We start from the raw sequence: 25,722 nt of genomic DNA, 5'->3' as shown, positions 1-25,722 counted from the left end.
CTTCCATCATTCCCATTTGACCGGTGTGCCATTTGCTGCACTCGAGTAAACCATATCTAACATTTGAGTGATCTTAAGTCCCTGTTGAGGCGTGCAAGGTACCTCTTCATCATTAATAATGGCATTTAAAAACGCTTGCCGAACGTTCGGCATCTTAGTAGTCTTCATATTTTCTAATGGAATGTCATGAACTTCTCCGCCAATTTCTAAAAATACTTTATTGCAGGAATCGTTCCCATCTCCAACTACTCTATGCAGGACTGCACCGCCTTTGGAGCCATAAATCCGTGTTGTAATCACCTCGTTCTCTCGATTGCTGGCCCAAGATGCTTCCAACTCAATCATCAACCCGCCCATCATGCGAAACATAGCTACTCCCATGTCATCAAGCTCGAAATTCTGAATGCCTTTGCGCGCAGCCTCTTCTTTGGAGACCTTGCAAAATGTATTTCCAAGTACCCATTCCGGATCTGGATACCCGCAAAACCACATAGCACGGTCAAGTACATGCACGCCAAGATCAATGAGAGCTCCACCGCCGAATATTTCTTTTCCAGATGAAAGCGGATACCACCATGGCACTCCTCTTCTGCGCTGCCATAGCGTTCGGACATAATAGATATCGCCTAGCTTGCCTTCGTCAATCACGGATTTTAACGTATGACATTCTTGTAGAAAACGTTGATTGAAGTTAATCATCAACTTCTTGTTGTGCTTTATCGAGGCAGCAAGCATGTCTCTCCCCTCATCTGCATTTCTTGCCATAGGCTTTTCACACAACACATGCACCCCTGCTTCCATCGCCTGAATGGAAAGCTTCATATGCAAAAAGTTAGGAACTGCGAGGCTAATCGCATCCAAGTTTTCCTCTTTTAGCATCTTATCGAAATCCGTATATCTTTTTGAAATGTTATATTTATCGCCTATCTCTTTCAGTCTTGTTTCATTTACGTCGCACAACACAATTTCTTGGACAGATTCGCTACTGGCGTAGTCTTTAACATGACTTGCACCTACTGTTAATCCGACAACACCTACTCTAAGTTTTCTTTTGCTCAAGCTTATCCCTCCCTTATTTTATTGCTGAAGCATATATCACAATAATTCTTAAATCCTCGGGACCGTTATTGATAAGACCGTGACTTCCGTTTGCACGGCAGACGCTTATGTCGCCGGGGGACATCTCGTGTTGGTTTCCATCAAGCTCCATAATTCCATGGCCAGAAATGCAGTAATACCACTCTTCCATAGGAACATCACTGTTATGCTGGTGATAGCCGAAGGTAGAACCTGGCGGGATGATATCATCATGAATGAATTTGATGTACAGCTTCTCACTTGTTGACACCGTTTGAATAAGATCCTTTAGTTGAAATGGACCTTTGCCACCATGGCAATTTTGACGAGTCTCATACGTTTGTGATTTGTTTTCAATAAAATCCGTTTTTTTCATAAAGTAACTCCTCTCCAATCATGAGTTGTATGAACATTTTAGCTAAATTAATCATAGGTTTGACTAACTGGATTGTAAATGTAAAAAGGCGATGATCATTTGTTAAAAATCGATGTGAACCTATTTTGATAAAACCAAAAACCGGAACCCCAACGGAGTCCCGGTCCTCTAAGTTCCGATAAATCTTGCTCTTCTCTATCTTGAGTATGTAAATCTACCCGATTTAATTATGAAAAGACAAAGAGCTGCTTCATAGCAGCCCCTGTGGTATTCAACTATCGTTCTTCGTTGAATTAAGCACCTCAAACCACGGGTGAGATTCCAAGCGCAATTATAAGCGGTCATTAATTTTGATCAACAATTCCTTTAAGATTTGCTTCTCATCCTCGGAAAGGACTTGAACGATTTCGTCCTCCACTTTCTGAAAGGACTCATTAAAGTCTTCAATCAATTCAACGGCCTTTGGCAAAACATAAATATTTTTTTGTCGTTCATTATTGACTGGGATTTTCCGCTCGATGAATCCTCTTTGCTCAAGACCTTGAAGCATACCTGTGATGCTAGCCCCGCGTAGATGAAACCGCTCAGCAAGATCCCTCTGAATTAATTCAGTATCTTGGTTCTCATAAATATAGCCAATTATTTTTCCTTGTTGAGCGTTTAGCCCTAACTCTTTTATGCTCTCGTCCGCCTTTTTCTTTAACTTAAGCCCAATAACCTGAAACAAATCCAGATAAGGCGTATTCTTGTGAGGCTTCATGAGCGTACCCCCTCATATTATTAGAAAACTAACTGTTAGTAAGTAAACTATACAAACACCAAGGTTGTATGTCAAATAAATATTAGTTCATTGACAGTTAGTTTCCTAACAGTTATACTTCGAAGTGTTTTAAGGCGTATCCGAGGAGGAATAACAATATGAACAATGTAGTCCAAAGCTCTTTTGCTGAAAAAATTACTGCTATTACGAATGTGCGTATTTTCGATGGAGAAAAAGTAATAGAATCAAGGAGTATTGTCATCAAAGGGGAAACCATTGTTGCAGTAGGTGGCGACATTCCGGCGAATGCAACAATTATCGATGCTGAGGATGCAACATTATTGCCCGGCTTAATTGATGCGCATGTTCATACTTCCATCGGTGGATTACGGGATGCATTAAGTTTCGGGGTGACGACAGAACTCGAAATGAACGGTGACTTTACAGAAAGAGGACGTGCGATCCAATTGAAAAATATGGATGACATCGCCGATGTCCGTTCTGCAGGTACGGCAATCACCGCTCCTGGAGGTCACCCGGATGAATTGCTGCCAGATGGTGATGAGATTCCAGAATTCGTATTAAAGGAATTGGAGAAGTTATCGAAGGAAGACCGGGAAGCTATGCTAGCCGCTTACGCCCACGATCACGAAGAAGTGCCGCAAGTAACAACGGTGGAAGAAGCGATTAAACATGTGCATACCCAAGTGGAGAATGGAGCCGACTATGCAAAAATTATGATTGAAGAAGGAACAGTCATGGGCGCTCCTGGACTGCCTGTTTTAAGCGACGAAATTCTAAAAGCAGCGGTGGAAGAAGCCCATAAGTTCGATAAAATCGTCATCGCCCACGTCTTGACTGCTCATTCTTCCCAAGCCGCCATCAATCTTGGCGTAGACGGATTGGGCCACCTATTTATCGATAGGCCCGATTACACGCCGGAGCTGGTGCAATCCATCGTCGATTCCGGCGTATTTGTTACACCGTGTTTGGTTTTGAACTCATCCATTCTTGGGAACCCAGCATCGCAATTGGCGAATGACCCACGTGTTCATTCCAAATTAAGTCTGGAATGGATTGATATTTTGAACTCAAGCTTTAATACTTTCCCGCAAGGCAATATAGAAAATAGCTTTAAAAATGTAATGGATCTTCACAGGGCCGGTGTGGATATTCTGGTTGGGACGGATGTCGCCCCCGTCCCCGTTCCGAACCTTGGCGGCCTTGCTCATGGAGCCAGCGTACATCATGAATTGCAGTTACTGGTTACAGCCGGGTTCACTCCAATAGAAGCACTTCAATCGGCTACTTCGAAACCGGCCCGCCGGTTCGGTCTTTATGATCGTGGCCGTATTGCCGAAGGTGCGCGCGCTGACCTAGTACTGGTCAATGGCGACCCAACTACCAATATCTCTGATACCCTGTCTATTAAAGCTATATGGTTCAAAGGCGTACAAAAATAAAGTTAATTATTTTTAATTTTTGTGGCAGGGCACTCTACTTCGAGGAGTGCCCTGCTCTACAACAACCTTAGGAGATGAAAGTATTTTCAATTCCTACAGCCCAAACCCCTTGCTCTCTTATTAGCAGCCACTGTGGTATTCAACAATAGTTCTCCTTTAGTTACTTGTCCAAATAACAAATATTCATTTTCGACATATTGGGTTTAAATGCAATACAGATTACCGGATCTGTTTCAATAAATCCTCGATCTCCTCCTGAGACATCGTAGGCGCGCTGGCCATCGTTACTACAGCATTCAATAACAGCTGAGATCTGTGCGGATCGATTTCTTGGTCATAATAACCGAAAAAATCGACGGGATCTTTTTCAATAAAGGTAACAAAATCGTATACGAGTGGGTTCATAATATTTCTATCAAGAGGCATATCTTTTGCTGTAGAGAGCAGCCCGCTCGCCTCAACAACCTTCTTTCTCTCTTCCATGCCCAACATCGATGAAAGCACCTCAAAGGCCGCATCCCGATTGCTGTTAGCGGAAATGGCCCAGCCTGAGGAATAGCCTCCGTAGTAGACTTGAGGATCGCCTTTGCCGTGAACCGTCGGAAAGCGGAAATAGCCGATGTCCGGATTACTGAGCATTTTTTCCGCAACCCAATCGCCTTGCAAATACATGGCCGCTTCACCTTTTAAAAGAATATCCTCGGCCTTCGGCCCGTCCAAGCCTAAAAAGCCAGGCACGAACATTTTTGCCGTAATCAAACCGCGGAATAATTGAGCCCCTTCTAAAAAGGCGGGATCGGTAAAGTCACCTGTTTTCTTTATTGCATGCTGAAAAGGAGTCGAGCCTCCCATACGGTTAGACAAATAGGCGAACCAATTGAGAAGTGGCCATCTTTCCTTGCCGGAGACGGTAAACGGTGGAATTCCGTTATTCAATAACTGCTGCGCAGCCGACATTAATTCATCCCATGTTTGCGGAGGCATAATGCCATATTGAGCGAATATTCGTTTGTTGTACCAGAACACGACATGACTGGTTGTGTGTGGCAGCCCATACAACCGGTCATAATAAGTAGCATATTGCAGCGCTTCCGGATAAAACTGCTTCATAAAAGCGGGCCTTTCCTGCATTTTCTCGGTTAAATCCGCTATAATCTGGGAATCAACCATATACTTAAACGACTCACCTGTCCAATAATAAAACAAATCCGGCATTTTTCCAGAAATCATGGACAGTTTAAGCTTGGCTTTATAAGTTTCCACTTCATAAAAATAAGGCACGATCTGAACAGCCTTATGAGTCTGGTTAAAGGCTTGGATGCTTTGATTTAATAAAGCTTGTCGAAGGTCATTGGTCTCGACGTTCCAGAACGTAATTTTTACCGGGGCCGAAGAAACAGAAGGCGCTGCCGGTGGAGACTGGGAAACGTTAGGAGCATCCCTCCTGCTGTATATAGTAAATAATAAAGTGACTAATAGCACGGCTGCAATCAACAGGTTTAGCTTATGCGTTCTATTCATGGCCGAACCCGCTCTTATTCATCATTTTTTTATGTTCATTGCGGAACTCCTTGGGAGTCAATAGCTCCGCCTCACGGAAAACCTTCACGAAATATTTAGAAGAGCTGAACCCCGTACGTTCGGCTACTTCGTATATTTTCATATCGGTTCCAAGCAGTAATTCCTTAGCTTTGAAGAGCCGCAGCCGGGTCAAGTAATCACTGAACGTATAGCCGGTTTCCTCTTTAAACAACACCGAAACATAACTGGGGTTCAAATGAATATGCTCGGCCACATCCTTGATCCCAAGAGACGGATTCCACAGCTCGGCAGAAATATAGACTAAAGACTTACGGATTGAATCGTTAAGCACCTGCGGTACAGTGAAGGAGGAATCATGGTTGCCCCGTTTCCACAGCTTGTTCTCTTCAAAGGCTTCCTCTACGGCCGAAATTAAATTTTGGAATTCGACCGGCTTCAGAATATAGTTCACCGCGCCAAGAGTCAGCGCTTTTCTGGCATATTCAAACTCCGCATAGCCCGTAAGCAGAATGGATTTTGTCTGCAAGCCTTCCTTCTTCAGTCTTTCGAGAAGCTGTATCCCGTTTAAACCGGGCATCCGGATATCCGTGATCAGTAAATCCACTGGATTTGTTTTTCGGTATTGGAAGGCTTCCATCCCGTTTTCCGCCACTTGCAAATTGATTTTTCCTTCCGACCAAGTTTGTAGCGCTTTCATAATGCCGTTTCGGGTAGGCAGCTCGTCTTCGGCTATAAGAATACAAGGAAGTTCAGACATCGCGTTCAACTCCGTAAGGAAGATATAGATCCACAACAGTCCCTTGCTCCGGGCTGCTTTGAATGTAAACTCCATAATGATTGCGGTAATAAAGCTTAATACGCTGCTGTACGTTTAAGAGGCCAATGCCTGATTTGGAAGAAGTATCCGGCCGGCCGGATGGTTCCAATCGGTTTATTAGTGCTTCAAGAGCTTGCCGTTCCATTCCTACGCCATCATCTTTAACTTGTATACCTAGCAAGGTTTCCCCATCCTTTTCGACGGACCGTATCAAGACAAGCAGCGATGAATTTCCAATCTTCGGTTCAATCCCATGCTGTATCGCATTTTCTATTAACGGTTGAATCAACAGCTTGGGAACCTTTACTTCTTGGGTCAGCGGTTCGATATGGAACTGCCAGTTTAAGCGGTGGCCGAGGCGGTATTTCATAATTTCCATATAACGCTGGCAATGCTCTATTTCGTCTGTTAAGCTCACCCAATCATCTTTGTCTGCAGCATTTATCGTATACCGGAACAGCTTGGATAAGGCAATAACCGTCTGGGCGCCTTCTTCCTCTTGTTTATCTATCAATGTCCAATATAACGATTCGAGCGTGTTGAACAAAAAATGCGGGTGAATTTGCGCTTGCAGCATTTTGATTTCCGCTTGGTTTTTGAGGCGTTCCTTTTCGTAAACCGTTTGCACCAGCTGATGCAATTCCCGGACAAGATTGTTATAAGAAATATTCAACTCATTCATTTCAAAATTAAAATAGACCTCTTCATTCAGATGCGGCAGCCCGAGGAACGGAATGCGCATTTTATTTCTGAGCCTGCGGATCGGCTTTGTAATAAAGCTGGAAAGTATCCACAAAAGCAGAAGACAGAAAACAACGCCGACAATTAACGACCAAAGTAAAGCCTGCTTGAGTACGAGCAGCCCTTCTGTAATCGCTCTTACAGGGACAAGCATGAGAATGGACCAGTGGGTTTCCGTTGACTGCCGAATAATCTTAAGATAATCCGTCCCGTGTATATTAATGATGGAATGAGTTCCCTGCGGAGCCGGGCTAAGCAATAAGGATGGATCGACCGATGTCAGCAGCGAGGGAGAGCTGGATGCGACAAGTTGTTGATGCTGGTCGTACAAATGCATCGTGCTTCCCTTGATTGAAGAGAACTCCGTGTTAAAAAAGTCAAGAAGTGAATCGCTGATTCGGAAGACAATGTATCCTCCTCCAGCCAGATAGTCATCCTCCAACCGGATTTGCCGCACAGCGAGAAGGTGACCGTTCTCCTTTTGCTTTGTGTCCGCCCATACAAGCTGCCCCTCTTTCAAATTGGCGAAAATAGCAGCCTCCTGGCCGATGCGTTCCAATAAATTTTGGTTTTCCAACGGATAGAACGGCTCATCGCCCGCGTACAGCTCAATGCCTTGAATGAGATCGGAAAAGGTCATCAAATTAATCAAAATAGGCCGAACGGACAGCTTTTGGTCAACCGTTACGGTTTCTCCTTGTTTAACTTTGTACAATAACTGTTGGATCCGGGCATCCGTCATCAGCAGCAAGCTAAGCGTGTCAACCTGTGCAAGCACCGCATCCAAGCGGGCACTGGCCTGCTTGGTTGTTTCTCCTACGTAGGATTCGGTATTGCGGACCAACAGCTCGGATATTGAACGGTAAACCAATCCGCCTGCAATGGACAGGACAACCATCATAACCAGCAGGAAGCCAAGTAAGATTTGCACTCTTGTCCGGTTCAATTGCAAGGCGCCTATAATCCTGTTCATGCTAAACACATCCTTTATTCCTAACAAAAAGAACCATACCCCATAGTATACATCATAGGAATGGTTTGCAAACAACTTATATTTACCTGTCGGAAACTTATCCTTTTACAGCGCCGGCTGATAAACCTCTGACCACTTTTTCCTGGGAAAGAAAATAAGCGATTAGCAGCGGTAAGGTTCCCAGTGTCAATGTAGCCATGATTCCAGGAATGTTAACGGAAAACTCACCGTAAAACGCACGTAATCCGAGCGGCAGTGTCATTTTTTCAGGTGTTGTGATAAGCACCAAGCCAAAAACAAATTCATTCCATATATGAATAAAATTATAGATCCCTATCGTCGCAAGCGCCGGAGCAAGCAGTGGCAATATGATTTTCCAAAATAATGCCGGCTGCGAGGTTCCGTCCATGATAGCCGCTTCATCCAGTTCGCGCGGAATTTCCTGGATGAATTGTGTCAAAATAATGATGGAAACCGGAAGGCTAAATGAAATATACGGCCCCAATAGCGCCCACAACGAATCATACAATCCTATTTCCTTTGTAAGAAGATAAACCGGGATCAATGTGGTATGCACCGGAATCATCATGCCTGCAAGAAATACATAGTAGATAGGCCGGTTCAACTTGAATCTTATGCGGGACAAGGGAAAGCTGACCATAGCCGATAATAAAATAACGGCAAACACGCTAGCGACCGAGATCAATATACTATTGATAAAATATTGATCGATTCCGAGCTTAAACACGAGCGCATAGTTTTCAAACACAAAGTTGCTCCAGAGAGAAGTTGGATTTTGAAAAAACAGCTCTTGTGTTTTTACAGAAGTTGCAATCATATATATAAATGGATAGCCTGTAAAAACCAGCAGAATGGCCGCGATCAAATAAAGCCCTGTATGCTTTATTATGGAAGGCATGGTGATCACCCTTTCTTTATCTATGTCATATTCCTATTGGTTTGCCTTCGCGCGGGACCTGTCCGCTGCCAAAATGATCAATGCAACCACAAATGCGATAACAAACATAGTAAATGAGATCGAGCTCGCGTATCCCATATTGAATTGCGAAAAGGCCTGCTTATACATATATGTGGCCATTAGCTCTGTACTGCTGGAGGGACCGCCCTCCGTCATGACGAAGATTAAATCAAAATATTTTAACGAGCCGATTACTGATAAAACCGAGGAAGTAATAATCGTTGGTTTAATTAACGGCAGCGTAATATGCCAAAACTTTTTAAAGCCGCTGCAGCCGTCAATTCCAGCCGACTCGTAGATGTCCGTCGGGATTCCGGAAATGGCCGCTCGGAACAAAATCATATAAAACGGAGTGTACTGCCAACAAATAGTAATGATAACTGCGATAAAAGCGGTTTTCGTATCTCCAAGCCAACCGTTCTGCCACGAGCCGAGCCCTATAGCCTCCAACGTTTTATTAATAACGCCGAACATCGGATCGTAGATCAGCGACCACAAAATCCCTACTGCTACGGTTGACATGAGCAAAGGCAGGAAATACACGGTTCGGAACAACCGCATTCCCTTTAGCGGAGCAAACAAAATTAGCGCCATAACGAGTCCGAGAGGAATTTGTGTAACAACGGAAGCGATAACCAGCAGTAAATTATTAGAAACCGTCATCCAAAAAACGTTATCCGACAATAGAGTTACGTAATTTTGCAACGCAATGAACGTTTTTTCAGTCTGAATCCCGCTCCACTTAAACATGCTGTAATAAAAAGTAGCAAAGATGGGATAAATCACATAAATCAAGTAAACGAGCAGCGCCGGACCGATAAACCATAATAAAAATAGGCTGTTTTGTATCTTATTTTGCCGGCGTATGTTTTGTGGCGAGGCATTGCTGTTCATGGGAAGCCCCTCTCCTTGGTGTAATAGTAGAAGGGGAGGCATCCCTCCCCTTGAATGACTTTATTTCTTTAATACTTCTTTTGCTTTAGCTTCCATTTGTTTAGCTGCCTCGGCCGGAGTCATGGACTGGCCAAATATATTTTGCGTTGTATCTTTATGCAGCTCAGCTAATTCCGATGGCAACGTTTGATCATAGAACGTTTGCAAGGAAGTCGCGCTGCTCAACATGTCGTTTAATTGTTTGGCAAAGGCATCCGTGTAAGTAATACCTTTCTGTGCCGAGATTGTGCCAGCTTGATCAGCTAATTTTTGTCCCAGCTCCTTGGATGTTAAAGCTTTAATCAGCTCAATTGATTCGTTAGGATATTTCGTTTTGGAAGATACGGAAAGTACAGGTGATACCCCTCCGACTACGTCAGTAATTTTCCCTTTGCCACCGTTGATTGTCGGGAACGGGAACATGCCTAATTTTTTCTCAAAGTCAGGCGCTTCGGTACGGACGTTGTTAATATACGAGGAGGTTTGCACTTCCATTGCAGCTTTGCCCGTATACATCAACTGACGTGAATTTCCCGCATCGTATTGAATACCATTAAACCCTGGATTGAAGCCGCCGGCTTTGACCAGCTCCTGGATCATATCTCCAGCTTTTATATAGGATTCATCATCAAATGTGCGTCCTTTTCTTTCAAAGGCTTCGTTAAAAATTTCCGAACCCCCAAGACGGTTTGCATAATACATGAACAACAAAGCAGCAGGCCATTTCGTTTTATTTGCAAGCGCAAAAGGAATGATATTCTCCTTTTTAAGCTTTTCTACAATCGTCATCAGCTCGTCGTAAGTTTGAGGCGGCTGCAAATTGTATTTAGCGAAAATTTCCTTGTTGTAATAAACAGGAACTAAGGACAAAGCCACCGGTGCGCCGTATACTTTATTATCAAAAGTAGCGGAGCTGATCCCGGCAGGGATAAAGGTATCGGTGCTGATTTTACCGGTTAAATCCAGCACTTGGTTAGCGCTTACAAATTGTTTCAGCCAACCGCCGCCCCAAGAATGGAAAATATCAGGAGGATTTCCGCCGCCCATAGCAACGGTTAACTTCGTTTTGTAAGGGTCATTAGGAATTTGAACCGCTTCCACTTCCACGTCGGGATGATCCTTCATAAACTGTTGAATCGTTGCCTCAATCAGTTCCTTCCGCTTCCCCGTTTCTATATACCATAACGACAGTTTCTTTTTCTCCCCGGCCGCAGCAGGAGCAGGTTGGGTTGGTTTGGAGTCAGGTGCTGCCGGTGCCGCAGTTTTAGTGCCACTGCAAGCTGAAATAACAAACAGCGCGCATACGCAAAGCATAGCAATCCATTTCTTCATTGGGGAACCCCTCTCGATATGTTTATATTGTTTGTTTACGCTTTCATAATATCACCGGTCCCTGCGCATAAAAAAGGTACTTTGATAGGCTAAAATGCCAATTTGATTGGGTATGTAGGTTTTAACAGAAATGAATAAAGGAGTGATGCCGGGGGAATGCTTCTGGAGAAATTCATTTCATATAACGAAAAAGCCTTCAAAATCACTGCTACAGTGGGTTTGACGGCTTTTTTGTTATTACCATTCGACAAATCTATCAGGTATTCATTCATTTCAACAAATTAGAGTGGAGGGATAATTACCGGAATGTTACCATCAGCTTCCCATCCAATCTCGACATAGGACAAATACCAAGTTTCCCCGTTATCGTTGTTGCCTTGAAAGAACAAATAAGTGCGCTGATCTTCATCTTCGAATAGATATGGATGACCTGACTCACTAGAATTCCAGCTGCCCGGTTCGCCATTCGGCAAAAGAGGCTCTGAAAACAGCCTTTGAAAATGCACTCCGTCTTCGCTTACCGCACATCCTATTTGCTGCGGCCAATTATTATAGGCACCCGCATAAAACATAAATACTTTGCCATTCCGCTTACACGTCGCGGCCGCTTCGATACATTGCCCCTCCCAAGGAAGCTCGGGCTTAAGGATTGATTGGTCACAAGCTTGAGTCCATGCGCCTGCTCCAAAGTCAGAATCAAGTGGCGCTGTTGCCACACCCTGCATTTGAATTTCACCCTTGGGATCGCGCGTCGCAAAATAAAGGAACAGCTTATCCTGGTGAATAATAACATCGGCATCGATAGCTCTACCGTTATTCCACTCACCTGTTGGCGAAAACACGGGGTTCGACTTATTTCTCTCAAAATGCAGCCCGTCTTCCGAAACGGCGTGACAAATCGCATCTTTTGGGAAATTCCCGTAGGTTTGATAGAACAAATGAATGCTTCCGTTCAATACAATAGCCCCGGGAGCACATATTCCGTTGATTTCATAAGGATGCTGCGCTGTCATTTCACCAACGCGTTCCCATTGCTCCAGATCATCGCTTACAGCAATACCTATGCCCCAACCGTCCGGTTGACGCCCGTCTTCATAGGAAGGAATGGAATAATACATCCAATACTTTCCTTTAAATTTTACAACAGCCGGATCTTTAGCGTATGGCTTTCCCCTGGAATGATCAGCATAGTACATCATTTTTCATTCTCCTTTTTCTGGATAAATTATACATTGGTACAGTATAGCATTTATCCGAAAATTCTATCAAATAGTTTTTCCCGCGTCCCGCTTTGGAAATGTAATTTCGTCAATTAACAGCAGCCCGCTTTGACGAAGTCTTTCACCCAAAGCAAGAACTTCCTCAATATCATTCACACAAAAAGGACTGCCCTGCCGAAAATCTTGGAAGAGTAGCTCCTAAATTGGCGATATTACCAAATAGCAACCGCGTTGTAAAGCTGGCAAAAAGCGCTACCGTGCACTGTGTCACGATATAGGACAAACCATCCCGAAAAGAGATATCCGTCCGCACCATAAACCAACTGCAGGATTAAAATTAATTAATAGGTTCCCAAATAAGCTAGCAGCCTGATGTTATTGTGCTAACGTGTCCCGTTAGTTCAGCCAACTTTACTCGAAAAAGACAAATGTATTTTCAAGTCCAATCATAGCTTTAAGAGTTTTTCCTAATGAATAATGGCTTGGTGTATGTTTCTTAACAACACAAAGAATATTTCCTGCCTTGCCTTGTGTGAGGTTCGTTAGCTGAAGATGTTCGTCGTTATCAAAGATGAATGACACTAAATCTTCGTAATAGTCGTGATTCTTATTTGAAACATTCAAACCAACATTGTAAATTTTTACTTTTGTCCCAGCCCAAATCTTTTCATTATCGCTTATGTTACGTAATGGAATCCAATCTGCTCTCTGCATGCACCTACACCTCTAAAGACTGAACTATCGTTTCAGCGAATGTCCAAGTTTCCTAAATACAGAAACAATTAACTTCTAATAATTTCTTCAGAGTTCTTTTGCTCAAATTTTTTCATATTATTCACTACCTCTAACCCTGATCCGAACACAATATCATGATGATTAACGCATAATAGCCAATCGTATTTTTTGGAAACTAAGTAATGATCCCTCAGATGCATAAGTTCAGGAATAACACTATTAACTATGTTGCTAATCAATCTTTTACTTTTATTCAATTCAAATTAAAAAATCTTCGTTTAGCCTTTCTCGACTGCTTAATTGTAGCTCTAACTACATGTCTGCTCCTTATTCTACACTAGCTGCGTGGCTGCTGTTTCCATATTTACTTTGGTCTTGCTTTGCAACTTATTTAGCTTGGACCATCTATAAGCTCAATTCATAGCCACGCTCGTACAGTATGAAAAAAGGCTCATGCACGATTGCATGAGCTCTAGACTAAGTTTAGCCGGATATTTACCATCCTTTTAAGGGCTGGGGTGGAAAGTATAATGATGATAGGTATTACTACTATGTTTTGAAGTACTCCTTACAGGACTGGATACATCCCATTACACATCTATATTACGCCCCTTCCATTTAACAGTACGTAGAATATATGTCTGAAATAAAGAATAAACGAATGTTGCGCTGAAAAATAAAAACAAAATCGGATGAAACAAAAATATATACCGACTAAAATTGCCACATCGGCGGGCAAACTGTATCGTTTGCAAGACATATGTCAAATACAAGGTGCTGCTTAAGATCATCGCTGTTAAGCTATTTGCCGAGATGGACGAAATCAGTGCTCCTGTAGTCATAAAACTACCGGAAATCCAAATAATGGTCATCAACATTACGAACGGATGCGTTGATTTTGATCCAACAGCAAAACTTTTACACCACCCCTCTACAAGGCTTTTAATTCCCTCAGGGTACATGCGAAAAGAAACGATGCCTTTTCCGCCCATACAATGAACAGGTAGGTTTTTATCCATAAAGGCCTGCCCGAGTGCCAGATCATCCAATACGGCACCCAGAATTTTTTGGTGCCCCCCCGTAAATAAATATTCCTCTTTATTGCATAGTAGGCACGGACCAAATGAACCTGCAGTTTTGAACCTGGGCCCCCAGAAAGAATATACATTCATTCCAACAATAACAATTATGTTAAAAATCGCCGAAAGATTTTCATATAATCGATGCACGGTATGATAAGGCTGTAGAGATAAAATCCCTTTAGCACCTTTTTGTTGGTAGAAACTGAGCAAACAAATCAGGCTTTCTACATTCATTAGCGATGTATCTGCATCTAAGAAAAGGAGCCATCTCCCTTTAGCGTGGAGCGCACCATGCCAACAAGCCATGGATTTACCTGAGCCTGAGTCGACTGCCTTGTTTTGTAGAACTTTTGCACCGAAACTCTCTGCAATCGTAGCAGTATGATCTGTTGAATGATCATCAACGACTAGAACTTCAAATGACTGAAACGATTGGTTTTGTAACGATTGTAGCAGAGGAGAAATTCGACCCGATTCATTTCTGGCTGGAATAATGATTGATACATATGGCAACTGATTTACTTTCTTCCTTGTTTGAAGAAGCGGCAAAGACCAGAACATCATAACGCCAACTAGAACAGCCAAGGAACCAATAATAAGATTAAGCCCTTCAGAGCCTGTCATGGAATTTCCTCCTCAAGAGGTTAGCGCAGGATTTTGCTCATGCATGCATTACTTCCCAGAATAGTCGTATATAATCCCTTGGTCATCATGAATCAGTTCCTGCGCTGTAATTTTAGCTGACAACAACACAATCGGAACTCCTGCGCCCGGATGAGTGCTGCTGCCCGTAAAGTACAGATGCTCACAATCTTTTGCTTTGCTTTGCGGACGCATATGGTTGCTTTGAGACAGGACGGGCATTAAACCGAAAGTGGCACCATGATAGGCATTGAACTTCGATTCGAAATCAAGCGGTGTAATATAGGTTTCCGTAACAATTTCTTGATCAATATTTTCAAACCCGCTTATCTTTCTTAACGTATTTAAAATGTAGGATCGGTAGTCACGAATCGTGTCCTCATTCCATGTATACTTGGCCGTGACTAGATTGGACACCGGCATCAATATGTATAAGCCATCTTTTCCATCGGGCGTAAGCGAAGCATCCATTTTCGAAGCGATATAGACATAGAAGGAAGCTTCGGTCAGTTTATTTCCGGCAAAAATGTCATGCAGATTTTTTTTGAGATCTTTATTAAAAATAAAATTATGTACGTGCTCTATCTCGTCATATTTTCTGTCCATACCTAGATATAAAAGAAAACAAGAACAGGAGTATTTCATGTTATCAATCTTTTTGTCTGTGTATTTACCTTTAGCGGCATGGTCTTTCACCAGTTTTTTTATCGCGTAGGGAAAGTCTGCATTACATACGACATAATCCGCGGAAACCTTCTCACCGTCTACGATAATGCCAGTCGCTTTTTTATTTTGAATGCTTATTTCCTGCACGTTTTTGTTGTAGAGAATAGTGCCCCCCAGTTCTTTAAAGAGCTTCTCCATAGACTGAGCCATCGTGTACATGCCACCTTTAATAAACCATACGCCATATAGAAATTGAAGCATGGGAATCATGGTGTAAAACGAAGGACTTTTAAAAGGTGAAATGCCAATGTACAAGGTCTGAAAGCTGATCAGCTGTTTTAGTCGTTCATTTTTCAAATATTTGCTCATAAAATGATCTGCTGTGTCCAACGTCTTCAATTGAAGTGCTTTTTTCAACATGGGCAGGTTGTAAAAATCACGGGATTTACGAAAGGGTCTTTGAATAATGCTCTTCTTTGCAAGCATAAAGCGTTTATAAATCTCGTTTAAATAAAGAAAGAAACCCTCCATGTCCTCCTCGCTGATTTTTTCTATCGTCTTCGCCAGTTGCACCAGATCAGAGGAAATATCGAACGTCTCATCGGGGGTATCACTGTAGTAAACCCGATACATTGGGTCCAATCTCTCCATGGGAATATAATCATCAGGATTACGGCCGCAAAGTTCAAAAATCTCCCTGTACAATTCCGGCATCATGACGATTGTTGGTCCTAAATCAAACTTGTAGCCACCTGTTTCAATTCGATTCATTTTCCCGCCCGGTAAGGATTCTTTCTCATAGATTTCAACCCGGTAACCGGCGTGCTGCAATCTTATTGCAGTAGCAAGCCCGGCGACACCTGCACCGATCACAATCACTTTCTTGTCCATTTGAAATATTCCCCCTTCCTATCGACTTGTTGATAATGTGATCGCATCAATGCGTCCGCGGTTATAACGCTGTACGATAATAAATGGCAAGTTGAACATTACCGCGTAGAGAATCATGATCCAACCTGCCCATATGGGATTCCATATAAAAAATAAGGGAGCAGGCACAATTGAAAGCCAGTGAGTCATTTCTGCCCGTCTGGTTTCTGCGGCGAACACTTTCAAGTCATCTATGCTAGTGCCGTGCAATTTCTTTTTTTCATATCCTTTTTTTAATATCACAGTCCCGTCGACAAGACGCCCTTTCCAGCTTTTTACGCGAAATATCCGTTGCCATACCTTCCCCGATTTCTCCCAGACGAACGTTCGAAACCATGCACTTTCTTTCAAAAAGAAAGACAAGGGCAGTTTTAAGCACAAAACCGACACGAATATATGAAAAAAAGCCCAGGCGAAAATGTCAATCATTACAGTCCATATGACAGGAAACGATAATGGTGGCACAGCAATCCTCCTCCATACAGTCCATTTTCTCTCTTATAAAAGCCATTTTCTAAATTTCTTCACAATGTGCAGGTTCTGATCCGAATATGGCGGAAATTTACCTGGTACAGTCAAGTAGCGGTATACGTTGTATGCTGTCTTCTCGTAGCTGAACGCTTGAAAACCTGCCTTGCCGTGATAACTGCCATGTCCGCTTCGCCCTACACCGCCAAATGCAACATGCGGATTTGCACCGTGCTGGATGACTTGATTGATGCTGATGGTTGTCGATCGCATGTGATTTTCCAATAGCTTGATGCATGGCTTATGCTTACTAAATATATACGCGACCAATGCATCACGCTGGATCACCTGTTGATGTAATAAGGATTCCAGGTTTGCATAGGGAATGACAGGGAGAATCGGACCGAAAATTTCATCATGCCAAATGGGACTCTCACTTGGAATATCTGTTAATACGGTTGGGGCTATGAATAATTCCTCCGCATTAAAATCGCCCCCGAACCTTATTTTGCCCTGTGTGAGGACATGGAGCAGTTTTTCAAAATGTGCACGATTACAAATTCTTCCATAGTCTTTACTCTCCTTAGCATGATCCCCGTAAAACGACAAAAGTACTGCTTCAATTTCCGAAAGTGTTTTTGCGTATATCGATTCGTGTACAAAGAGCGTATCCGGTGCAATACACGTCTGTCCTGCATTAAGAAATTTTCCCCACACGATTTCGCGAATCGCCTCAGGGGAGTACCCTGTTTCATCCAATATACAAGGATTTTTGCCTCCTAGCTCCGTTATGACAGGTATAAGCTGTTTGGCCGCCTGCTGGGATACTGCCTTTCCCGTCTCTTGACTTCCCGTAAAAAAAATGAGATTAAACGGCCGTGAAATTAACTGTTTTGCAGTCTGCACATCCCCGGGAACAACCGTCAGAACTTCGGGCGAAAAGGTTTGACTAATCACCCTTTGTAGCAGTTTACTTGTAGCCGGCGCGTACTCCGATGGCTTAATGACGCAGCGGTTTCCAGCTGCAATCGCGCTGATGGCTGGCATTAAGGCAAGCTGAAGCGGATAATTCCATGGACTGATGATAAGAACACTTCCGAAAGGGCTCCGCTTTTTGCGAATAGTCTCGATGTATCCAAATTTACTATGAATGGAACGCTCTGAGCGCATCCACTTTGTTAATGACCGACATACGTAGTCAATCTCATTCAACAAAAGTGCTATTTCGAATGAGAAAGCTTCAAATGCTGGCCTTCTCATATCGGTCACTAAGGCTTCAATAAGTGCTGCTTCCTGATCTACAAGCAACCGTTTCAATTTCAAAAGCGTTTTCTTTCGTTCTCTCACGGTAGGAACTGCATTTGAAATCATATCGTCTTGCTGCTTTTCCAATAATGACTGCAGACCAGTACTATCCTGTTGAGCCATTGTCCGCATCCCTTCGCACGATGATATCCCGTACTTGCTGACCGCTTAATGTAACCATAGGCATTCCGCTGCCCGGGTTTACCGTCCCACCGACAAAGTAAAGATTGTCATAGCGCGTGCTTTGTTTTGGATGCTTGAAGCCTTTATTTTTTTTTCGATCCGAGAGCGTTCCGTAAATGGCGCCACGGTCGGTACCATAGGCACGTTTAATGTCTTCAGGTGTCCATACGTCCCTTGTCACAATGTTATCGCGCAAACCTTCAAGTCCCATTCTCTCCAATTTTATTAATACCCGTTCTTCAAAACGCTCGTAATCTTGTGGTGTAAACGGCTTATCCTGAATGTAGGGAATATGGGGCAATACTTTTAAATTCTCATGCCCTTCGGGCGCTTGAGTAGGATCCGTTTTATTGACATTCACCAGATAAATGACCGGGTCATCCGGCAATTCATGCCGGTGAAATATTTTGTCCATTTGCTGTTTCATATTTTCTGCGAAGAAAAAATTGTGATGGGCAAGCTGGGGATACGCTTTCTTCACCCCCAGGTGTAGGACAAGCCCAGAACTTGCAGGTTCGTATTTCGTTTTCAACTTTTGGATAAAACGCTTTTCTTCCTGTAACAGTTGCTCATAGAACGGAATGACTTCCATATTGGAAATATAGTGATCAGCCGACAATTCCATTCCATCTTCCAGCACTGCCCCTGTAATACTGCCTTCTTTCTTATGGAGCTGAACAATCCGTTTTCCAGTATGAATCGACACGCCTATTTCTTTCGCCAACTGCACTAAACCACGGGCAAGCATGTGCATTCCACCAGGAACATACCATACGCCTTGTTGATGCTGCATATAGATCATCATATTTAATACAGCCGGCGCATCATAAGGTGAAGACCCTACATACTTGGTGAAATAGGAAAGCATGACCCGCAGATCCCGATCGCTTATTCGCTTCGCAATGGACTTATGTACCGTTGAAAACAAATCAAAGTTCTTCAGTGCATTGAACACGCCATTATATCGTGCGATATCTTTCGTATTATCAGCACCATGATTAAAGTATCCAAGCTCTGTCATCGTATAAAGTTTTTTGGAATATTCGAGTAGATTCTTGTATTCGGTCATATCCTGCTCATTCAGTGATGGATTCTTCGCTTTCATTACTCCCATATCGTCATGCAGATCAATCATATTGCCACTCGGAAAAAAAGATCTCCACTGATGCTTCAGTTTCATAGTAGGGACGTAATCATCCATATTTTTACCGCTGGCAGCAAATAATTTTTGAAAGACATGCGGCATCGTTAGAATGGATGGACCGAGATCAAACCCGAAGCCATCTTGCTCGAGCCGATTCAATCGACCTCCAATATGATGGTTCTGTTCGTATAAAGAAACACTATAGCCGCTTTGCTGAAGAGATATGGCAGCCGATAAGCCTCCAAGCCCGCCTCCGATTATAAGTACGCTTTTATTTATCGACAACTTACACAACACCTTTCAGCAATTTAGGAGCAATTGTAAACAGCAGCACTGATTTTAATCATATTTTCCTTGGTTACAAAGTTGCGCTTTGAGAAACAGTCATAATTATTACTTCGGACAGCGTCCAATATGCCTCTGTACATGCCAACAGAAAGTAAGAGAGGCATCTTGCTGTCATCGTCGTAGAGATCTATGCTGCTGTAGGAAAGGTTATATAAGGATTCAGCGCGTTCAGCGAGTCTCTCCCACAGGCGAACAAAATTCTCATTTATGAGACCATGCCGCAAATCCTTTTGGGTATACCCGGATCGCTCCATTTCTTCTTCGGGCAAATAGATCCGTTCCTTGGTATGAAGATCTTCACCGATGTCTCGCAGAATGTTCGTTATTTGCATGGCGGTTCCCAGGTCTATGGCTGATGGACGCAGCTCCTCCGCTGATCTTGATGCAAGGACCGGCAGCAGCATCAAGCCTACCGAACCAGCAACATAGTAACTGTAGCTTTCAAGCTCATGCATGTTTTGGGGAATGGTAAAATTCATATCCATCCATTGCCCTGTCAGTTGATCGTAAAAAGGTTGGATGTCCATGTTATAATCCGTAAAAACTTGTCTGAGCGCACGCCATAGTGGATGATCCAATTCTGCATGTGTCCTGAATAAATCTAGATCTTTCTTTAATCGCTGAAGAGATTCGAGCTTTTCAACAAACGGTTGGTTTGAATCTGCACAGTCATCTGCAGTTCTACAAAAAGCATAAATGGCATATACTGCATTTGCTTTTTCTTTGGGAAGTTGCGAAAATGCGTAGTAAAAACTTTTGGAATGTTTCTTAATAATCGTTTCACAATATGCAAAATCGGCTTGCAACCGAGCTGAGTCCATATTGACCACCTCTTGATCCTTTAAATACCGAGTGGTAATTTGATCCATTTTAATATGAATCCCTTTAGTAAGAAGATTTTCCAAACAATCAACTAAATAAGCCCTGTTATGTTCAGGATAAATAGGACTGTCCCATTGCCAAAATAGCTTAAAGTGGTTAGAGGTATAAGGCTCGCATTGCTTGCCGCGATACAGGGGATTCTCCCAATTTTTATCTACGCAGAATCCGCGTTTCTTCATTTCAACCATCACGATAACATGGTAAGAAAAAAGTCGCTCAGGCTCGTAAGCAAAAACATAATTCACCGTTGAATGGGGCTTCCCCCACCCATTTCCACGTAAAGCGCAACATTCTCGATGCTGCCCAAGCAATTGTTGTCTCGGTAAAAAAGAAATAAGGGATTCATGCCATAATCTCATCGATATCTCCTAACCAGCAGTAGGCGGTCGGTTAACCTAAGCTTCGGGGTGTTGGGATTGAGCATTTCTTTTTCAAAGCCTACAGGATCTATTGTCATCTTCCGCATACCTCCTGAAGGATCAAAAAAACTATACAATAATTATACATATTCATGTCAGTTCTGTCTATATTCCATTGATTTCGCCTAAAACCAGACCAAAAACCACCTAAACGAATAATATCATTGAATTATTTACAAAATTCAAGCACAATTGATATAATAAACCTATACAAAACATATACAAATTATATCGAAAATCGATGAGAGAACCACAGAAACGTCCAACAATAATTTTAGGTGAACTATCAAGGATCAATTATTCGCGCGACTGCAAAAGCAAGAGCAGCTTATGCTCTTGCTCATCTCTCGGGGCAGTTCTGGGCTCGCTTCGTGACTTTCAACGAAACATTCCGTCATGGCAACTAATGGCCACCGTCGCGGCGTTGCTATGGGGCTGCGGTACGGCTGCACGCCTCAAGTTGTTACGAACATTGTCTTTCAAGGAGTTAGCCTAAGCCCGATTCGTATTTGCAATTCCGTTCCTTCTAGCGCTATTATTATTCCATGATTCCTTGGAGCATCCATTATCTATACTGCCGTGCTTATCCTATCATTTGCGATTAAGCCTTCTGCTGATTTGCGCTTTGGTAATCATCACAAAAACTGTTGCTTTTACTGGCAGTACCTTCAGATACGTTATCTGAAGGCTGGATTTCATATTTAGAATCAATAGTTCCACTTAATAATTTTTGTAGCTGTGATGAGTGAGTGGAGGGCAAAAACGAGATGTACAGTATTAAAAAGGTATCTGAAATAGTAGGTATTTCTGTAGTTACCATAAGGGCCTGGGAAAATCGCTATCATATTATATCGCCTACTCGAACAGACGGGGGGCATCGAAATTACAACGAAGCAGATATCGAGATATTAAAATGGCTTAAAGATGAGATGAACAACAAGCACATTAAAATTAGCGAAGCTGTTAGTATATTAAAACAAAGAGAGAGCTCAATTGCGAATAGAGGGAAAAATGCCTCTATAAACAAATTTACTTATCATGATGACCTCATTGATAAACTTTATCAAAGTCTAGTAGACCTAGATGGAGAAAAGGCGAATACGCTTATTGATTTTGCCTTTTCATTGTTTCCCTTTGAAACTGTGTTTCATAACATTTTAACTCCCGTGCTTTGCCGGATAGGCGAACAATGGGAGTCTGGGGTAGTAAAAGTTGCCCAGGAACATTTCGCATCAGAACTTATACTTGCAAGATTTCAACAATTCTTTAGGATATTGCCTATTCGATATAACAATCCTAGAGTGATCGCTTTCTGCCCTGAAGGAGAACTACATCATTTAGGTCTGATGTTATTTTCTTTATTTTTGCGCAAAAGAGGCCTAGAGGTAATCTATCTAGGTCCCAATACACCTTATTCGGGACTTATGGATATCATAGAAAAGAAAAATATATCTATTGTTGCTGTTTCTTTAAGTAGTTCTACCCTTACTGCAGAACTGGACGACTGGATAACAATCTGCAAAGAACGATTCCCCAAGATCAAATTCGTACTAAGTGGGCGTAAGTTAGACTTATTTCCTCCATCCTTATCGCCGTATGTTATAACTGGAAATTATGAAGACTGGGAGAAATGGTTCGCGTCAATAGTAAATAATTCGAATATCTAACGAGCTTATTGATACCTCTTAGCGCGTTGCTCCACGTACGGATTATTTAACTGCTATCGAATAAAAGTTATTTACCACATTTGCGGCGCATAACCAAATAGTTTTACTGGCGGATGGCAATCTGATTTTTTGGGACTTTTAAATTTTATTTATATCTGATGTAGTTAGACCTGTTGGGGTTGTTTGAAACGAAATACTAAACTAAAACCGAAGTGAGGGGTTCTAAGTGGTCAACAAAAGGGTGTACCACGAAGTGCGAGAAATTGACCAAAAGGTGTTTCCTGTTGCTTGGTATGCAGTAGCGTGGTCAAAGGATCTGGACAAAATCCCAATCAAACGTAGATTGCTTGGGAAAGATCTCGTTTTGTATCGTGACCGTGCCCTTAACGTTATTGCCATGCACGCTTATTGTCCGCATCGCGGTGCTGATTTGTCGCTCGGGTCATGCCGCGATGGACAATTGGTCTGTCCATATCATGCATGGAGGTTCGATACCGACGGAAGATGCATCGATATCCCAGCTCACCCCAATCGTCCCATTCCCGCGTTTGCCCATACGTTTACCTATCCTGTCACAGAACGCGCTGGACTGGTGTGGGTGTATCCGAAAGCAAATGATACAGGCAATGCTGCTGCAGAAATACCCGACCTGCTTATTTTCCCCGAACTCGATGATTCGAAGTATACCGCTGCCCCATACGCAGCTATATGGCGAGCGCATCTTACGCGCGTCATTGAAAGTGTTATCGATGTTGCACATGTACCGATCGTACATCGTGCGTCCATTGGAAAAAAATCAAAGGAAGAGATTCAAATCACCTTCGAGGCCGACGGGGAGCATATCCACGTGAAAAATGGTAACGGTTTGCTTCATTATCAATTTCCGCAGCAATGGATTTTAACACTCCCCAATCAGACGAGAAACAAAATTTTCAACTACGTCACCTTCACTCCCATTGATGAAAATAAGACCGCAATTTTCGGTTTGGCAGGGCGAAACTTTGCAAAATCTGTCCCAGGCATGAATACGATTTTTTCCAGATACAGCGCCAAGGTACTGGAAGAGGACCGTACGATTGTCGAGAGTCAGCATCCAAGACCAATTCCAGAGGCGTTACGTATGGAAGCGCATGTACCTGCTGACGGCCCTCAAGTGAGGTTTCGGCAGCGGTGGTACGATTTTCTCACTGGAGATGAACAGAAGATTAAACTTGATGGACTTCGTTATGATGCAGAATATCATTAAAATTGCTAAGACATTATTTCTTGGCATTTAATATACAAGAAAAAGGTACAGCCTCCTCAGTTTTTTTTGAGGGGCTTACCTTTTTTTAGATCTAAGGGACTTTTCAAGGGCCTCTGAATTCCCAGCGGGTTTGTTTCCATTGACGTATGTTCGTTCCAGTTTCATGTAATGCGGACCGAGCTCGGCAAGCGCAAGCTCTTCCACAGTACTATAGCCTTGGCAGACGTCGTCAAGCGCGTTATTGAAAACTTTTCTTCTTGTAAAACGCCAGATTACGCTTCAAATGCGCCACATCCTCCGTTTTCTTGGTTTCGATGACTTCAAAGACAAAGAGCGCAGGGTCCCACCTTAACGGTTGGCTAGTTCGACCTTGGACCTTAAGCCAAATTCCGGCGAATAGATGGATGTCGGTATAAAATTAAGAAATGTCTTGTTACGGAGGGACGCTGCTTCTTCAACCGCTTTCAACCTGCATAGCCGATCCAGTGCGTACAGCCTCCCTCTTGTTTTCGCAGAAGTGATCGTTGCAAAAATCCAGAAGCTCACGAGCCCCAAACTCCTTGATCGTCAGCGAGCATTCACCTGCCTGATACAAGGCGTTTCTGATTCGTATCAGGTTTGCTACAGGGGGAAGCATCACGTTGTTGCGCACCCCTTCGGCTTTGAATTCTATTAGTAGTTCACCCAGTCCATAGCCAAGGCAGCTCATTGGTCTTCCACATCTGATTATCGGCCTGTCCTTTTAAGTCAAAATCAACTTCATCTCTTTCGCTTGCCCGTCAAGATCATGTGCGGCTTCCCCGATACCCTCAAAAGCTTCAACGGCTTGCTGAATCCGTCTTCGACTTTCTTCCGCAGCTGTTCGAGAGCGTTTCGTGCTTTCTCCAATCTCTCGGACGCGAGTCTCGATGCCTTCGACATATGCGTTCGCTTCGCGGGTAGCCTGTTCAACCTGGGCGGCCAGTTTGCGAATTTCGCCTGCGACTACTGCAAATCCGCGGCCGTACTCCTTTGCGTGAGCCGCTTCAATTGCCGCGTTCAAAGCAAGGAGATTCGTTTGGGAGGAAATGTCCTTAATCAGCCTTACGATTCCGCGAATTGAATCGGATTGACGCTCTAGCTGCAGCAAAATTACCATATTCTCCTCGGAAATGGCTGCTACGCTGTCAACGGATTCCTTGATCTGCTTGCTGCTTTCCTTGCCTTCTTGGGCCCGACTCAGCAGCTCGTCGGACATCCGCAGCAGGTTTCCTGTCAGTCGGGTAGCCAGTTGCTCGCGTGCATCAATGTTCGTTGCAATCTTGAGTACACTAACAGGGATGCCCTTATCCCCGATAATTGGCATATAGGTCGCTTCAAGCCAGATAAGACGACCGTCTTTGCGGACCCTTTGAATTTTATCCTGAAAGGTTTTCCCACATCGCAAGCTTTCCCACAGTTTGAGATACTCCGGGCTGCTTCGAAATGCCGGCGTACAGAAAGAGGCATGTCGCATTCCCTTCATTTCCGATGGCTGATAGCCCATGGATTGGGCAAAGTGTTCGTTGACCCAGAGTACCTTGCCATCTGTGTCGAATTCAATCATGGCTAAAGAGCTTTCAATAGCAGCCAGCACAGTTTGAAGCTTCTTATCTTCATGTACATCGATCAAGGAAGTCACCTCTATTAGTTAATGGGGGATGTTTATTGTTTTGTATAGATTTTCTAATTATAATTGTACATAAACTATACAAAAATAACAAGATCATTCCTGATCTATTAAATTAAACGAGTGTAACCATTCAAACCATCG

General features: G+C 43.1%; 25 protein-coding genes. 5 read left to right on the top strand and 20 right to left on the bottom strand.

What is annotated here, in order from left to right; translation table 11 throughout:
- Positions 1-6: 6 nt before the first annotated feature.
- From ACUN27_RS08300 to ACUN27_RS08290, 3 genes are all read right to left on the bottom strand, one after another.
- Positions 7-1,059 (bottom strand): Gfo/Idh/MocA family protein, encoded by a 1,053-nt coding sequence (locus ACUN27_RS08300; protein WP_315952078.1) that lies wholly within the window; start codon positions 1,057-1,059, stop codon positions 7-9.
- A 13-nt stretch (positions 1,060-1,072) separates the two neighbouring features.
- Positions 1,073-1,453 (bottom strand): cupin domain-containing protein, encoded by a 381-nt coding sequence (locus ACUN27_RS08295; protein WP_326063230.1) that lies wholly within the window; start codon positions 1,451-1,453, stop codon positions 1,073-1,075.
- Positions 1,454-1,784: 331 nt separating this feature from the next.
- Positions 1,785-2,213, bottom strand: coding sequence for a MarR family winged helix-turn-helix transcriptional regulator (locus ACUN27_RS08290; protein WP_315952082.1), 429 nt, complete (start codon positions 2,211-2,213; stop codon positions 1,785-1,787).
- A 158-nt stretch (positions 2,214-2,371) separates the two neighbouring features.
- Here ACUN27_RS08290 and ACUN27_RS08285 point away from each other — a divergent pair, with 158 nt between their 5' ends.
- Positions 2,372-3,676 (top strand): amidohydrolase family protein, encoded by a 1,305-nt coding sequence (locus ACUN27_RS08285; protein ID WP_445558724.1) that lies wholly within the window; start codon positions 2,372-2,374, stop codon positions 3,674-3,676.
- Between the two features lie 219 nt (positions 3,677-3,895).
- Here ACUN27_RS08285 and ACUN27_RS08280 read toward each other — a convergent pair whose 3' ends face one another.
- The 9 genes from ACUN27_RS08280 to ACUN27_RS08240 form a co-directional block, all read right to left on the bottom strand.
- Positions 3,896-5,197, bottom strand: coding sequence for an ABC transporter substrate-binding protein (locus ACUN27_RS08280; protein ID WP_326063229.1), 1,302 nt, complete (start codon positions 5,195-5,197; stop codon positions 3,896-3,898).
- Complete coding sequence (locus ACUN27_RS08275) at positions 5,190-5,975, bottom strand: response regulator transcription factor (protein ID WP_315952088.1); 786 nt, start codon at positions 5,973-5,975, stop codon at positions 5,190-5,192. Before ACUN27_RS08275 ends, ACUN27_RS08280 begins: the two co-directional genes overlap by 8 nt.
- On the bottom strand, positions 5,968-7,749 hold the full coding sequence (locus ACUN27_RS08270) for a cache domain-containing sensor histidine kinase (RefSeq protein WP_315952090.1): 1,782 nt from the start codon (positions 7,747-7,749) through the stop codon (positions 5,968-5,970). Before ACUN27_RS08270 ends, ACUN27_RS08275 begins: the two co-directional genes overlap by 8 nt.
- A gap of 97 nt (positions 7,750-7,846) precedes the next feature.
- A complete protein-coding gene (locus ACUN27_RS08265) occupies positions 7,847-8,668 on the bottom strand; it encodes a carbohydrate ABC transporter permease (RefSeq protein WP_315952092.1) in 822 nt (273 codons plus the stop codon).
- 33 nt (positions 8,669-8,701) lie between these two features.
- Complete coding sequence (locus ACUN27_RS08260; protein ID WP_315952094.1) at positions 8,702-9,622, bottom strand: carbohydrate ABC transporter permease; 921 nt, start codon at positions 9,620-9,622, stop codon at positions 8,702-8,704.
- 60 nt (positions 9,623-9,682) lie between these two features.
- Entirely contained in the window at positions 9,683-10,993 is a 1,311-nt protein-coding gene (locus ACUN27_RS08255) for an extracellular solute-binding protein (protein ID WP_445558723.1), read from the bottom strand.
- Positions 10,994-11,274: 281 nt separating this feature from the next.
- Positions 11,275-12,192 (bottom strand): family 43 glycosylhydrolase, encoded by a 918-nt coding sequence (locus ACUN27_RS08250; protein WP_315952097.1) that lies wholly within the window; start codon positions 12,190-12,192, stop codon positions 11,275-11,277.
- Positions 12,193-12,624: 432 nt separating this feature from the next.
- Complete coding sequence (locus tag ACUN27_RS08245; protein WP_445558722.1) at positions 12,625-12,927, bottom strand: hypothetical protein; 303 nt, start codon at positions 12,925-12,927, stop codon at positions 12,625-12,627.
- Between the two features lie 68 nt (positions 12,928-12,995).
- Positions 12,996-13,148 carry a DUF6756 family protein gene (locus ACUN27_RS08240; RefSeq protein ID WP_379174460.1) on the bottom strand — a complete coding sequence of 51 codons (153 nt, stop codon included), beginning with the start codon at positions 13,146-13,148 and terminating at the stop codon, positions 12,996-12,998.
- 116 nt (positions 13,149-13,264) lie between these two features.
- Between ACUN27_RS08240 and ACUN27_RS08235 the strand changes: the two genes are divergently transcribed.
- Positions 13,265-13,372, top strand: coding sequence for a tryptophan-rich sensory protein (locus ACUN27_RS08235; protein ID WP_315952101.1), 108 nt, complete (start codon positions 13,265-13,267; stop codon positions 13,370-13,372).
- 166 nt (positions 13,373-13,538) lie between these two features.
- Here ACUN27_RS08235 and ACUN27_RS08230 read toward each other — a convergent pair whose 3' ends face one another.
- From ACUN27_RS08230 to ACUN27_RS08205, 6 genes are read right to left on the bottom strand one after another with little or no spacing between them, the layout of a single operon-like run.
- Positions 13,539-14,654: a glycosyltransferase family 2 protein gene (locus ACUN27_RS08230; RefSeq protein ID WP_445558721.1), complete on the bottom strand. Its 1,116-nt coding sequence runs from the start codon at positions 14,652-14,654 to the stop codon at positions 13,539-13,541.
- A 48-nt stretch (positions 14,655-14,702) separates the two neighbouring features.
- Positions 14,703-16,229 (bottom strand): phytoene desaturase family protein, encoded by a 1,527-nt coding sequence (locus ACUN27_RS08225; RefSeq protein WP_315952103.1) that lies wholly within the window; start codon positions 16,227-16,229, stop codon positions 14,703-14,705.
- 18 nt (positions 16,230-16,247) lie between these two features.
- Positions 16,248-16,733 carry a glycosyl-4,4'-diaponeurosporenoate acyltransferase CrtO family protein gene (locus tag ACUN27_RS08220; protein WP_445558720.1) on the bottom strand — a complete coding sequence of 162 codons (486 nt, stop codon included), beginning with the start codon at positions 16,731-16,733 and terminating at the stop codon, positions 16,248-16,250.
- Between the two features lie 33 nt (positions 16,734-16,766).
- The gene (locus tag ACUN27_RS08215) at positions 16,767-18,164 is read right to left on the bottom strand and encodes an aldehyde dehydrogenase family protein (RefSeq protein ID WP_445558719.1); all 1,398 of its coding nucleotides are present in this window, start codon (positions 18,162-18,164) and stop codon (positions 16,767-16,769) included.
- A complete protein-coding gene (locus ACUN27_RS08210) occupies positions 18,148-19,653 on the bottom strand; it encodes a phytoene desaturase family protein (RefSeq protein WP_315952108.1) in 1,506 nt (501 codons plus the stop codon). The genes ACUN27_RS08215 and ACUN27_RS08210 overlap by 17 nt, the downstream gene beginning before the upstream one ends.
- A 23-nt stretch (positions 19,654-19,676) precedes the next feature.
- Positions 19,677-20,957: a TIGR02328 family protein gene (locus ACUN27_RS08205; protein ID WP_379174459.1), complete on the bottom strand. Its 1,281-nt coding sequence runs from the start codon at positions 20,955-20,957 to the stop codon at positions 19,677-19,679.
- A 456-nt stretch (positions 20,958-21,413) separates the two neighbouring features.
- Between ACUN27_RS08205 and ACUN27_RS08200 the strand changes: the two genes are divergently transcribed.
- The 3 genes from ACUN27_RS08200 (at position 21,414) to ACUN27_RS08190 (ending at position 23,930) form a co-directional block, all read left to right on the top strand.
- Positions 21,414-21,566: a hypothetical protein gene (locus ACUN27_RS08200; protein ID WP_445558718.1), complete on the top strand. Its 153-nt coding sequence runs from the start codon at positions 21,414-21,416 to the stop codon at positions 21,564-21,566.
- 218 nt (positions 21,567-21,784) lie between these two features.
- Complete coding sequence (locus ACUN27_RS08195; protein ID WP_445558717.1) at positions 21,785-22,684, top strand: MerR family transcriptional regulator; 900 nt, start codon at positions 21,785-21,787, stop codon at positions 22,682-22,684.
- 226 nt (positions 22,685-22,910) lie between these two features.
- Positions 22,911-23,930 (top strand): Rieske 2Fe-2S domain-containing protein, encoded by a 1,020-nt coding sequence (locus ACUN27_RS08190; RefSeq protein ID WP_445558716.1) that lies wholly within the window; start codon positions 22,911-22,913, stop codon positions 23,928-23,930.
- A 348-nt stretch (positions 23,931-24,278) separates the two neighbouring features.
- Here the strand turns inward: ACUN27_RS08190 and ACUN27_RS08185 are convergent, their stop codons facing one another.
- Positions 24,279-24,476 carry a hypothetical protein gene (locus tag ACUN27_RS08185; protein WP_315952113.1) on the bottom strand — a complete coding sequence of 66 codons (198 nt, stop codon included), beginning with the start codon at positions 24,474-24,476 and terminating at the stop codon, positions 24,279-24,281.
- Between the two features lie 196 nt (positions 24,477-24,672).
- Complete coding sequence (locus tag ACUN27_RS08180) at positions 24,673-25,581, bottom strand: methyl-accepting chemotaxis protein (RefSeq protein WP_315952115.1); 909 nt, start codon at positions 25,579-25,581, stop codon at positions 24,673-24,675.
- Positions 25,582-25,722 lie beyond the last annotated feature (141 nt).

The organism is Paenibacillus sp. WC2504, from assembly GCF_052682475.1.
The sequence above is the reverse complement of the archived record's forward strand: the minus strand, read 5'-3'. Positions and strand labels throughout refer to the sequence as shown.